This is a genomic window from Methanolobus mangrovi (assembly GCF_031312535.1).
Classification (GTDB): domain Archaea; phylum Halobacteriota; class Methanosarcinia; order Methanosarcinales; family Methanosarcinaceae; genus Methanolobus; species Methanolobus mangrovi.
The window spans coordinates 1,744,563-1,757,571 of record NZ_CP133594.1 but is presented as its reverse complement, the minus strand read 5'-3'; the positions used below and the strand labels follow the sequence as shown (position 1 = coordinate 1,757,571).

The 13,009-nt window shown below is 42.3% G+C and carries 12 protein-coding genes; 6 read left to right on the top strand and 6 right to left on the bottom strand.

Translation table 11 applies throughout. The annotated features are described in order from the left end of the window. Nucleotides 1-13 precede the first annotated feature (13 nt). Entirely contained in the window at nt 14-520 is a 507-nt protein-coding gene (gene hdrC / locus RE476_RS08385) for a CoB--CoM heterodisulfide reductase subunit C (RefSeq protein WP_309307208.1), read from the bottom strand. A 365-nt stretch (nt 521-885) separates the two neighbouring features. On the opposite strand from hdrC, the gene glnA (RE476_RS08380) reads away from it, so the two are divergent. The 5 genes from glnA (RE476_RS08380) (at nt 886) to RE476_RS08360 (ending at nt 6,762) form a co-directional block, all read left to right on the top strand. After that, nucleotides 886-2,226, top strand: a complete 1,341-nt coding sequence (gene glnA, locus RE476_RS08380) for a type I glutamate--ammonia ligase (RefSeq protein WP_309307207.1) — start codon at nt 886-888, stop codon at nt 2,224-2,226. Between the two features lie 204 nt (nt 2,227-2,430). Further along, complete coding sequence (locus RE476_RS08375) at nt 2,431-3,483, top strand: class II glutamine amidotransferase (protein WP_309307206.1); 1,053 nt, start codon at nt 2,431-2,433, stop codon at nt 3,481-3,483. Continuing rightward, nucleotides 3,480-4,988, top strand: a complete 1,509-nt coding sequence (locus tag RE476_RS08370) for a glutamate synthase-related protein (protein ID WP_309307205.1) — start codon at nt 3,480-3,482, stop codon at nt 4,986-4,988. The genes RE476_RS08375 and RE476_RS08370 overlap by 4 nt, the downstream gene beginning before the upstream one ends. Nucleotides 4,989-5,023: 35 nt before the next feature. After that, nucleotides 5,024-5,734: a GltB/FmdC/FwdC-like GXGXG domain-containing protein gene (locus RE476_RS08365; RefSeq protein WP_406600992.1), complete on the top strand. Its 711-nt coding sequence runs from the start codon at nt 5,024-5,026 to the stop codon at nt 5,732-5,734. Between the two features lie 5 nt (nt 5,735-5,739). Next, a complete protein-coding gene (locus tag RE476_RS08360; RefSeq protein WP_309307203.1) occupies nt 5,740-6,762 on the top strand; it encodes a Coenzyme F420 hydrogenase/dehydrogenase, beta subunit C-terminal domain in 1,023 nt (340 codons plus the stop codon). 179 nt (nt 6,763-6,941) lie between these two features. On the opposite strand, the gene RE476_RS08355 is transcribed toward RE476_RS08360, so the two are convergent. From RE476_RS08355 to RE476_RS08335, 5 genes are all read right to left on the bottom strand, one after another. Beyond that, nucleotides 6,942-7,487, bottom strand: a complete 546-nt coding sequence (locus tag RE476_RS08355) for a GNAT family N-acetyltransferase (RefSeq protein ID WP_309307202.1) — start codon at nt 7,485-7,487, stop codon at nt 6,942-6,944. Between the two features lie 3 nt (nt 7,488-7,490). Next, nucleotides 7,491-8,819: a type I glutamate--ammonia ligase gene (glnA, locus tag RE476_RS08350; protein WP_309307201.1), complete on the bottom strand. Its 1,329-nt coding sequence runs from the start codon at nt 8,817-8,819 to the stop codon at nt 7,491-7,493. Nucleotides 8,820-8,978: 159 nt separating this feature from the next. Beyond that, entirely contained in the window at nt 8,979-9,698 is a 720-nt protein-coding gene (locus tag RE476_RS08345) for an NAD(P)-binding domain-containing protein (RefSeq protein ID WP_309307200.1), read from the bottom strand. A 253-nt stretch (nt 9,699-9,951) separates the two neighbouring features. Next, the gene (locus RE476_RS08340; protein ID WP_309307199.1) at nt 9,952-10,557 is read right to left on the bottom strand and encodes a hypothetical protein; all 606 of its coding nucleotides are present in this window, start codon (nt 10,555-10,557) and stop codon (nt 9,952-9,954) included. A 104-nt stretch (nt 10,558-10,661) separates the two neighbouring features. Beyond that, the gene (locus tag RE476_RS08335; protein ID WP_309307198.1) at nt 10,662-11,435 is read right to left on the bottom strand and encodes a hypothetical protein; all 774 of its coding nucleotides are present in this window, start codon (nt 11,433-11,435) and stop codon (nt 10,662-10,664) included. A 664-nt stretch (nt 11,436-12,099) separates the two neighbouring features. On the opposite strand from RE476_RS08335, the gene RE476_RS08330 reads away from it, so the two are divergent. Beyond that, on the top strand, nt 12,100-13,008 hold the full coding sequence (locus RE476_RS08330; RefSeq protein WP_309307197.1) for a hypothetical protein: 909 nt from the start codon (nt 12,100-12,102) through the stop codon (nt 13,006-13,008). The last annotated feature ends 1 nt before the right edge of the window (nt 13,009 follow it).

The following is a 13,009-nucleotide window of genomic DNA, read 5'->3' as shown; positions in this document are numbered from 1 at the left end:
ACATTCCGGTAAATCAACTTTCATTCTGTTCGATCAGTTTTCTAAACCCGCACGAAGCAAGAAGACTTTTTACTTCTTCAAGCCCGTCCTCATACTTGTGAACGGTCTCAGGCAGTTCTTCCAGTCCGATATTCACTCTGTTAGCTCGGGTATGCTCATTAATAGGTACTGCATGACCGTATTCGAGCAGCATTTCACAGACTATTCTATGTTCGGGATGTATATTTCCATTCTGTACGGAAATAGCTCTTATATCGAGTAATATGTCTACAATGCCTATATCTCTCGGGCATCTTTCCTGGCAATTGTAGCAGGTTGTACACATCCAGAGTTCTTTGTTATTCAGGATATCAGTGTTTTTGCCTGCTATTTTTACAAGCTTCCTTATATTCAGGGTTGTATGTCTTCCTGAAGGGCAACTCCCACTACACACTCCGCATTGGATACATCTGAGTGCATCAATGGAAGCATTTTGAATTCGTTCCATGGTTTCTGTTTCGCCCGTATTTTTGTCTGTCATATCCAATCTCGCTTCTTAAAATCAGTATTTTTACAAGAATGATAAAGCTTCCGCAAGTCCTCCACGAAGGTGCGGCAACATTAGACATAGACATCCTTTTTCCTTTAATTTATGGTTTTGCAGGAAACACTGTTTTAAAATTCAATGCCTTATATATTAGATTCCTGATGTATCGTACATTTTTCAGAATCCTGTTTTTTAGTTTTATTGTGCTTTTTTAGAGGGAAGTTTTAATAGATACCAGGTTTTATTTTTCTTTGGGGAGTGAATCTTTCTTTCCACAAAAAACAACAAGCTATATATATCTCTTGATAGGTAATGGGTTACTCACACCCCTTAGTGTAGTGAATAGAGGAGTAGTCAAAATGGTAAAAGCAAATCCAGTAACGAAGGAAGACGTGTTACAGGCTGTAACCGAGAACGATGTCAAATTCATAAGAACCCAATTCACCGATACCCTCGGTATGATCAAAAGCTGGGCAATCCCTGCAGAAGATCTCGAAGGTGCATTTGAGAACGGTGTAATGTTCGATGGTTCATCAATTGAAGGATTTACAAGGATCGAAGAATCCGATATGATCCTCATGCCAGATCCAACCACCTTCAGATTACTCCCATGGAGACCAAAGGAAGGTGCAGTTGCTCGTATCATTGGTGATGTATACAGGCCAAACGGAAAGCCTTTCGAGGGCGACCCAAGATATGTTCTGAAGCAGGCTGTTGCAAAAGCAGCAGAGCTTGGATACACAATGAACACCGGTCCTGAACTTGAGTTCTTCCTTTTTGAACTCGATGAGAAAGGTCACCCAACAACAAACCTCACAGACAAGGGAGGATACTTCGATTTCGCTCCTCTTGACAAGGCACAGGATGTAAGAAGAGCTATTGACTTCGCTCTTGAAGACATGGGCTTCAAAATTGAAGCATCCCACCACGAGGTCGCTCCTTCACAGCACGAGATCAACTTCAGATTCGGCGATGTGCTGAACACATGTGACAACATTGTAACCTTCAAGTATGTTGTTAAATCCATTGCATATCATATGGGATACTATGCAAGTTTCATGCCAAAACCACTCTATGGTGTGAACGGTTCAGGTATGCACTCCAACCAGTCCCTCATGAAGGACGGAAAGAACGCATTCTATGACCCAGAAACTCCTGACCAACTTTCAACAGTTGCAAAGCAGTACATTGCAGGTCTCCTCACACACGTTCGTGAGTTCGCTGCAATCACCAACTCAACTGTAAACTCATACAAGAGGCTCGTACCTGGATATGAAGCTCCTATCTACTGCACATGGTCTGCATCAAACCGCAGTTCCCTTATCAGGATTCCTGCATCAAGAGGCCTTGGTACAAGGGTAGAGCTCAGATGTCCTGACCCTGCATGTAACCCATACCTCGCCTTTGCAGCAATGCTCAGCGCAGGTCTTGACGGTATCGAGAAGGGAATGGAAGCACCAGCATCAACTGATGTCAACATATTCAAGCTCACCGAAGCAGACAGGGCAGCAAGAGGTATTGAATCTCTGCCAGGCAACCTTAAGGAAGCTATCGATCTCATGACCGGCAGTGAATTTGTAAAGAACGTAGTTGGAGACCACGTGTTCGAGAACTATCTCAGTGCAAAGAACGCTCAGTGGGACGATTACAAGGCACAGGTTCACCAGTGGGAACTTGACACCTACCTTAGCATACTGTAAGGGGAATTCCCCTTACTTTCACTTTATATTTCAACATAATATATCCATATCTTAAGTCAGCAGTGTTTCTTGTTGCTGCTAAAACGTGAATAGAAGTTGTTCACGCAACTCTGGGCTTTTCCTGAATGGGTTTTTGCATGGTTAAATTCATATCAGGTAAATACTATCTCATAGCCCCAAGAATAAATACTCATAGTGATCAACATGTGCGGAATTATAGGCGTAATCGATCGGACAATGTCCAGAATGGACGGCTCCAGTATTAAGGAAGCCCTGAGTCTGATGGATGAAAGAGGAAGTGGAGAAGGCGCAGGATACGTAGCTTATGGTATATACCCTGACTATGCAGATTGCTACGCCATCCACGTATTTTTTGATAATTTGCTAGAACCAAAAACCATGGTGGACAAGATACTGCAAACATGGGGCAGGATCGTTCATCAGGAAGAGATCCCAACATATGAACAACCGGGTCTCAAAAAGGAACATATTTCCTGGAGATATTTCTTCAAACCTTATACTGATCTTATGGTTGGTACTACAAATCCTGACGATGATAATGTCAAGCGTCTTGTGATGTCCATAAATTCAGATGTAAAAGGTGCTCTGGTATTCTCATCAGGTAAAAATATGGGAGTATTCAAAGCTGCCGGCTGGCCTGAGGATGTAGCCAACTTTTTCAGGATAGAGGACTACAAGGGTTACATCTGGCTTGCACACAACCGCTATCCAACAAATACTTCTGGATGGTGGGGAGGCGCTCATCCTTTTAATCTCCTTGACTGGTCAGTTGTCCACAACGGTGAGATAACTTCATACGGCACTAATCGTCGTTATGTGGAAAGTAATGGTTACCAGTGTACCATGTTAACTGACACAGAAGTTGTAGCTTATCTTTTCGATCTTCTCGGAAGGCAACATGGACTTCCATCTGAAACAGTTGTTACGGCACTTGCTCCTCCATTCTGGGATGAGATCGATGAGATGCCGGAAAAGCAGGAGGAATTCCTGCGCACATTGCGTCTTACGTACGGACCTGCACTGATGAACGGTCCTTTTGCAATAGTTGTGGCTACAAAGGATGGTATCGTAGGTTTCACTGACAGGATAAAGCTGCGTCCTCTCGTCGTAGGAGAGAACGGTTCCCGTCTTTACATATCAAGTGAAGAAGCCGCCATACGTACAATGGACCCTGAAGTAAAGACAATATACATGCCAAGAGCAGGCGAACCGGTTATCGGGAGGGTTACAGTATGAGCCTTGGAAGTGTTCCCCTAAAGTACAAGATCAGTATTGACCGTGACCAGTGCATGAAATGTATGCGTTGCGTCGATAACTGTTCCTATGGTGTTTACAGGATCGAAGATGATAAGATCCTCATAGATTCCCGCAAGTGTACTGCATGTCATCGCTGTATCTCCATGTGTCCGAGAGATGCTATCAACCTTCAGGAAAAACCTGTGGACTACCGCAGTCATCCTCTGTGGACTGCAGAGGCACGTGAAGATGTTATAAATCAGGCACGTAGCGGAAAGATCATCCTTGCCGGAATGGGCAATGCACGTGATTATCCTGTTATATTTGACAGGCTGGTACTGGATGCATGCCAGGTCACCAACCCAAGTATAGATCCTCTGAGAGAACCAATGGAACTGAGGACATATATTGGTAAGAAGCCTGCAAAACTTGAATTTACAAAGAACAATGGTGACATTGATCTTACAACAAAACTTGCTCCGAATCTTAAACTCGACACTCCTATTATGATAGGTCACATGAGTTACGGTGCTATCAGCCTGAATGCACAGTTAAGTCTTGCAAAGGCAGTGGCAAAGACCGGAACTTTCATGGGTACTGGTGAAGGAGGAATGCACGAGGCTATTTACCCATATCAGGATCACACAATAGTCCAGATTGCATCAGGACGTTTCGGTGTCGATATTGATTATCTGGAACGCGGTGCAGCTATTGAGATCAAGGTAGGCCAGGGTGCCAAGCCAGGTATCGGTGGTCACCTTCCGGGAGAGAAGGTATGTGCAGATGTATCCTGTACCCGTATGATACCATTGGGTTCGGATGCTATCAGTCCTGCTCCTCATCATGATATTTACAGTATAGAAGATCTTGCTCAGCTTGTGCGCAGTCTTAAGGAGGCCACTAACTGGGAAAAGCCTGTCTTCGTGAAGATCGCTGCAGTACATAATGTGGCAGCAATTGCAGCAGGAATTGCAAGATCAGATGCAGATGCCGTAGTAGTTGATGGTTTCAAAGGTGGTACCGGTGCAGCACCAAAGGTATTCAGGGACAATGTCGGTATTCCTATTGAGGCAGCTATCGCCGCAGTAGATGAGAAACTGAACGACCAGGGTATCAGGAATGAAGTTTCACTGATCGCAAGTGGTGGTATTCGCAACAGTGCTGACATTACAAAATCTATAGCACTCGGTGCTGATGCAGTTTACATTGGAACAGCTTCACTCATAGCATTAGGATGCCGCGTATGTGGAAACTGCTATCGTGGTCTTTGTCCATGGGGTATTGCAACCCAGAAACCGGAATTGGTTAACCGTATCGATCCGGAGATCGGTGCAGAACATGTTGCAAACCTTATCAAGGCCTGGACACTTGAAATAAGTGAACTAATGGGTGCAGCAGGTCTTAACAGCATTGAGAGTCTTCGCGGAAACCGTGAACGTCTCCGTGGTTACATGCTTGACCAGGGTCTGCTTGATGTACTCAAAATAGAATCTGTGGGGGCCTGATTGAAGTGGATCCTTTAGTAATAGACGTAAAAGGTATGCACTACTCCCCGTTGAATAAGATGATTCGTGAAGCAGTGGCTTCTGGTGTAAAGGAAATAGTGCTCAATAATGTTCTTGGACAGCGTTTCATCGGGAATGGAGTAAGAGGCGATGCAAAGATCACCATTAATGGTGTTCCTGGCGGAGATCTCGGAATGTTCATGAGCGGTCCGGAATGTGAGGTATTTGGTAATGCCGAGCATGCCCCTGGAAACACCATGGATTACGGTTCATTGATAATTCACGGAAGTGCAGGGGATGCGGTTGCACACAGTATGCGCGGTGGAAAGGTCTTTGTAAAAGGCAGCATAGGGTACCGTGGTGGCATCCATATGAAGGAGTATGAGGGTAAACGTCCTATACTAGCTATAGGCGGTACATCCCATGCATTCCTTGGGGAATACATGGCCGGTGGTCTCATCCTTGTTCTTGGCATTGGACAGGAACCAACAATACAGGATCGTGGTATTGGTAGTGGAATACACGGCGGAGAGATCGTTATAAGGGGCGATGTCGACGAGAAGTTACTCGGTGTCGGAGCCAAGAAAGTTGAATTTACTGAAGAAGACCTGAAAAGGTTAACTCCTGTGATAATAGATTTCTGTGAAAGGTTTGACATAGATCCGTCCCAATTCCTGGATACGAACTATTCAAGAATAATCCCTGCAAGCAGCAGGCCATTTGCAGGTAAATACACATGGGAGTGATCACAATGGCAGGTAAAAATTATCTAGATCTTAAGGCAGAAATCTGGGATACAGGGAAATGCGCAGCATGTGGTGCATGTGTAGCTGTATGCCCGGCAGATGCTATTTATTTCGAACTTGGCAGGGATTCCACACATCCTCTTAACAGTGGTTACTGCAAGGATGTCAATGACGGAGTTCCCTGTGGTGCATGCTATGAAGTATGCCCCAGAATTGACACACCATCATCTGAAGTTCTTGGTGAATACATAGATATTGTGTCCGCAAAGTCCGGTATCGATGTTCCAAGAAAACAAAGTGGTGGAGCTGTGACAGCAATACTTACAAATGCTCTGGAACAGGGAATGATCGATGCAATAGTTACTGTTGTGGAAGATCCCTGGACACTGCGGCCTTCATCTGCTGTAATTACGTCCTCAGAAGTGCTTGTTCACCACGCAGGAAGCCGTTACAACTGGTGGGTTCCTCTGGTAGCTTCACTGAAAGAAGCTGTAATTACCAAGAAGTACACCAACATAGCAGTTGTCGGTGTTCCATGTGTCATGCAGGCTGTAAGCAAGATGCGAAAGAGCGAAATGGACCTTTTGCGTCCATTCAGGAAATATATACGTCTTGCAGTCGGACTTTTCTGTACAGAAACCTTCGATTATGAAAAACTCGTACAGGACAAACTTATTGCAGAGCGCCATATAGACCCTCTTGACATCATGCACTTTGATGTAAAAGGCAAGCTTGAGATCACCCTGAAAGACGGAAACATGACGATTATCTCACTAAAAGAAGTTGAGGATTGTGTTCGTCCGGGATGTCATATCTGTACAGATCTCACTGCGCTGGACGCAGACATATCGGCAGGTTCCATTGGCAGCGCTCAGGGTTACACTACCCTGATAATACGCAACCCTGTTGGCAAGCAGTTTGTCGACAATGCAGTAAGAAATGGAAAACTGTCACTTGAAAATGATGTGAATCTGGAATTAGTTGAAAAGCTATCTTCAAAGAAGCTTGAACGAATGCCAGAGGAGTAACCCAAAAACAAAAAATATCACGTTTATGGACACGGTGCCTACCACTTCCTCTATTCTTCCTAACCATGCAATAGGCACTCGTGTCCTGTCTTTTTTCAATCAAAGCGGGTAAAGCTCATAAGGATAAAAGTTATCCTGCAAAGTTTTCCGCAATGAATGCGATTTAAGGAAAGACTTCCTTATCGAGAATCTAATCGTATATTATTGTTTTGCATAGGTATGCTAATGTCCTTTTTGTAGTATATCGTATTTATTCCTCTTCCTCTGTCATCGAGAACAACAGAATATGCATAATATCCGAGTTTCTCATAGAACTTAATTGCAGCAGGATTACTGGACCATGTGCAAAGATAAATCCTTTTTATTTCCTGTTCTCCCAGAAACTCCTCAAGTCTAAGGCAAAGCTCCCTGCTAATTCCCTGGTTCCTGTGCTGTGGGTGTGTTGCAAGAAAATTAATGTAGGCACTGTCATCACTTTTCCAGTTCCTTGTATAACCTACCATACCGACAATCCCATCAGTATGATCCGATGAATCCCTTTCTTTTAACCTGGCAACAAGGAAATTTCCTTTGGGTGTATCCAGACCAGCATCTACCCTTTCAGGGATGCCTCCTCCCCTTTCACTCAGGGGAGGATAAAAATCAGTATCTACAAGTTCAATGAATCTCCTGACCTGTAGATAATCTGCTTCACTTGTTTCATTTATGGAAAATATCGGATCCATATCTCAGATAGTGTTCAGGTAACGCTGTATCTCCCAGTCGTGGACCTGTGTTCTGTACGCATCCCACTCTGCCCTTGCAAGTCTCAATATATTGTCATGGACATGTTCTCCAAGAGTGCTTTTCAGGAGTTCATCATTCTCTAGATAATCTGCACTTTCACTGATGGTTGATGGCAGTGTCTCAATACCTCTCTCTGCACGTTCCTGTTTTGTCAGGTCAAAGATATTGTAATCCATAATCTTTCCGGGGTCCATCTTGTTCCTTACTCCTTCCAGACCTGCTGCAAGGATGGCTGCGAATGTCAGGTATGGGTTACATGAGGGATCCGGGCTTCTAAGCTCTGTCCTTGTGCTTTTGCCCCTGGGTGAAGGTATCCTGATAAGGGAACTACGGTTTGCACCTGACCAGGTGATGTACACAGGTGCCTCATACCCTGGGATGAGTCTCTTGTATGAGTTTACAAGTGGGTTTGCAATGCATGAAATGGCTTTGATGTGTTTCAGGACGCCTGCAATGAACTGTCTTGCAGTTTCACTGATCTGCATATCTCCATTCTCATCATAGAATGCATTCTCGCCATCCTTTGAAAGTGAAAGGTTCACATGCATACCTGATCCATTCTCAATGGCAATTGGCTTTGGCATAAAGGTGGCATGAAGACCGTGCATTTTTGCAATGGTTCTGGTAACATACTTGAACGTCATTACATTGTCTGCCGTTGTCAGTGCATCCCCATATTTGAAATCGATTTCATGCTGCCCGAAAGCTACCTCGTGATGTGATGCCTCAATATCAAAGTTAAGGTCCATTAATGTCAGGACAATTTCCCTTCTGATATCCTCTGCAAGATCGGTAGGTGCAAATTCAAAATACCTTCCATAATCATGAGGTACTACAGTTGCCTTTCCATTTATCTTCTCGAAAAGGAAAAACTCCAGCTCCGGGCCTACATTGAGCTCATATCCCATTTCTTCAGCTTCTTTCATTACCTTTTTAAGGACATAACGGGGATCAGCTTCGAACTCTTTCCCGTTTGGCATATAAATGTCACAGATCATTCTTGCGACCAGACCTTTATCGTTGTTCCAGGGCAGTATTGCAAATGTCCTTATATCCGGTTTTAACACCATGTCCGATTCATCGATCCTTACAAAACCCTCTATGGATGATCCATCAAAGGATATTCCTGTGGTCAATGCTTTTTCGATCTGCGTCACAGGGATCTCAACATCCTTGACTACTCCCTGTATGTCCGTAAACTGCAAACGTATGAACTTTACGTTGTTTGTTTCAATGGCTTTGATAACGTCTTCCTTATTGCAAATTATCATTTAATCGCCTGCTATTCTTCCTCTATATTCTGCACATGCAATGCAAAATTATTCTTGGTTATCTAACTCCATGCAATTATAGGTTGCCATAAAAGTTATACCTTAAATTCAAAAATAACAGAGTAAAAAAGAATACAAAAAGAATGAAAATAAAAAAGTTCAAATGAATTTCAGACTAATGTCCTTCATTTCATTCCTTGCCGCAACGTTGATAAGCAAAGGTGTAAGGGATTCTATCATTGCTGCGGTTTCCAGAGGCCCTACATCAAGGGGTCTCATATTGGAAATATCGTTTACAAGACCAAATACTATTTCTTTTGAATACATTGAATTTCCGCAAACGCCTATGTCATAGTCAAGTTCCATTTCAAGGTCTGCCAGTTTCTTTGCAGGGACTGTATGGAAAGCAGCTACAAGTTCTGCATTATCAGGCAACATCTTCTGAATCTCCTGGGCAGCACTTCCGGCTTCAGGCATTGAGAAGCAGAAGTATTCGCTATTGAACTCTTTGCTTTCTATTGGAACTGTCAGGTGTTTAGCGCCGGGACTGATGTAGCACATGTTCTTTTCCATTGGCACGACTACACTGATAATTATCTTATTTTCTATGAAAGGACGAATCATTTCCATAACAGGGCCAAGCTGGCTATACCGGATGGCAACAACAATGATGTCTGCTTTTTCGGCTGCTGTCCTGTTATCTGTACCTGTTATAGTTGCCATATGGCCGTATTTTTCAAGTACTTCATTGTATTCTGCAGCGACAGCTTCGGCTTTTTCTAAATCCCTGGAACCGATGATTATTTCGTGCATCTGGCCCCAGCGAAGTGCAAAGCCTTTGCCTATATTACCTGTGCCTCCAAGTATTGCAATCTTCATGACGTTTCTCCTGCTCTGGTGAGAATGTAATCATATTCTATTGTATGTTAACGTTTTTGGTATTATCCAATAGGGATAATCTGACTGTGTTAATTATTATCATGGTATATATAATAACTCCTTATTACTATAATGGATGGCAGTATTTATCTCCTGCTAAAACCGTTAAAAAAATAAAAGCAAGATAGTCACATGATTGGAACTATCAGGATGTTCCATCAGGTGAACCGGAGAGGTATGCGAGGATAAGTAGTTAGAAAAGTCCTTTAATCATGTTAATGAGACCACTCAGCAGTCCTGTAGTTTCTTCAGATGTATCATCATCTATTGTTTCATCGCCTGTAACACCGCTGTCAGTGGGTTTATTCATTCTCTCTTCACCGGTCATGCTTCCATTTCCATGGAAATCGCCATCTTGAGCTTGCATACTTTCGTTGCCTTCCATCATGGTTCTATTTCCGCCCATGGGGTTCTGACCTTCTCCACTCATCTGACCGTTTTGCATCAATGTATCTCGTACTTCTTCAGGTGCTTCTTCCATTAAGCTCCTGAATTCATCCATTATCTCAAATATCGCTTCTTCATCGTCAGTTGATTCAAGCTCTGTTTTCAGTGATTCGACCTGTTCAAGAAGATCGTCAACAGAATCCAGCAGTTCTTCATCATCAAGTTCCGATTGAAGATTGGTTAGTGAATCAATATTATTTTCTATCATTCCAAGGGTCATTTCTTTCATCTGGGCAGCATCCATCTCAGGCATTTCCATGCCGGTGTCATCTTCCATGGCATATACTCCCGGTATTGCAGTGCTGAAAAGTATCATCAATAAAGCGAATGATATAGTAATCTCTCTTCTCATCTTAAAACTCCTTAAAAATTGATAATTTATATTATGAGATAGGATGAGTAATCCTATCTCATGGTTTTAGGGTACTAATTATTTTACAGTCCATCCGTTTTTTCTTACTCGGCGGTTACTTCTTTCTGGAATTCATGATTCATGAGGCTGCGTTCTCTTCCATGTTCATGTGACTTTGGGCTATCTTCTCTGTACTCTTCCAGTATCTCTTTGAATTCATCGAGTGTAGTTACATCTCCTAGTTCATCAAGAAGTGTTTCGAGTTCCTCTATTTCTGCACTGATTGCTTCATACTCCTCGCTGTTCTCTTCGAGATCAGCAAGCTTTTCGTTTAGCATGTCGATCTTGTTGTTGATGTGTTCTGTTTCGCTATCTACAAGGAAAGTCATCTTTTCTTCATCTGACTCGAATTGCATTGCTTCCATTTCGGGTCTGTCACCCCTCATGTCCATCATGGATTCTCTTACCTCATCCAGTATTGCTTTGAGATCATTAAGTGTAGTTACATCTCCCAGTTCGCCAAGAAGTGTTTCGAGTTCCTCTATTTCTGCACTGATTGCTTCATACTCCTCGCTGTTCTCTTCGAGATCAGCAAGCTTTTCGTTTAGCATGTCGATCTTGTTGTTGATGTGTTCTGTCTCCTTTTCCACAAGGAATGCCATCTCTTCATCATCTGACTCGAATTCCATTGCTTCTATGAGTCCCTCATCACTCATTTCAGGATTTCCATGTGGGCCATGCATCATTGGATGATCGCCGAATTCTTTTGTGTCTTCCGTGGTTCCTGTCTCATCAGCAAAAGCACCTGGTGCCACAGCACTGAACACCATTAGCACTAATGAAAGACAGGCCAGAGTTTTCATGAATCTGTGTTTCATTCTTTTTCTTTCCTCCTTTATTATGTGTGTCAGATGCAGCGACGGCTAATTACCAGTGCTTTTCTGACATTCCCAAGATTAGCAGGCTTAAATATAAGCATACTTAGCAAAAAGGAGTGAAATTAGGGCTTAAAAATTGAAAATAAAGCTTCAATAAAGGTTTAGGTTTGCAGACAACCTTTGAACAACTTAAATGAATAATTATATTTCTTCCTGTGACAGTCCATGGCGTGAGACTTTCCGGCAGAGCCGCAAATAAAACGATACTAAAATCATTTTTTTGGTAAATTAATTATGCCGTATTCGTGATGATGGGTTGATAGACTAACAAAGAGAAACCGGATATTTAATTTGAAAATATTGTTTTTCTTGTATTGAATTATGGCATAATATCAGTAAATAGCTCGTATAATCAGTATTTAAATGATTTACAATCTTAATACCATGTTATTGAATAATTCCTGTATTAAAAAAGCTTCATAAAGAGTAAAAAGCTAGTATCTATCTTTGTTTTTTCAAAATATATCTTCACACTAAAGTATGTTTATATTTAAATCTCCCTTTCCTGTGTAATATGAGAAAAACGTCAGGATTCGTAGTAATACGTTTACTCGTATTAAGAAATGAAATTATATGGGAGCATTCGATTGAGGTGTGATAGCCAATGAAAAAAATGCCACTTGTACTAATAATGTCCCTCATAGTTATCGTATTGATCTCCGGGTTTATTGATTCAGTCAGGAACTCTGATGTTCATGGGGAACACCATGGTCTATTGTTCTCACAGCCTGATTATATAAGCAAGGACTTATCCGATGACAATCCATCTTTTGCGTCAGGTGACAAACCTGCTCCAAAAGACGAAAGTATTTTTCTTGCAGACAACATCAAAAAATCAGATGAAATGGTAGAGCGTCTTGATAGTACGATTGTGCGACTGAATGAAGAAGGTAACGATGTTCAGGAACTTGAACAGATGGTTGATGATTATGCTTTGCTCGTATCCGAGGCAAAAGATTATCTTTCAAAGGCTGATGCATCTACTTCGCTTTCAGATGAACAGAAATATCTTGCGTTATCAAGAGATAAGATAATTCTTGCAAATTCTGAGCTGAAAGGTATTTTTGATAAGATGCAAACATATCTTCCCGGACCTGTCAGTATATCCGGAAACGATAGCTTGAATGTTAACGGAAGTGGAATTGTTATATTATCGGGTGACCTTGATATAGATCTTAGTTTCTCTATGGGCAAGTTTTCAGTAGTTGATTATGCAGGAGATCTACATATTTCGACAGATGAAATATATAGTCCTGAAATCGTGTTGGAGAGGGCAATTCCATCAGTTGACCCTGAAAAGACACAAAAGTTGTATTCCTATGTTGATGTCCGGGGTAATGTGACCCTCTCTGGTTCAGAGCTTACTGTAGCTATCATGAGTGATGATGATGTAAGTCTTCTTGTAAAAGGCACTGGAGAAGCTGAATTATATGGCAATGGTTCCTATTATCTGGATAACGCCACCATGGGTAAAGAAGGAACCTGGATCTCTCCAATATTTGATATTGATTGAG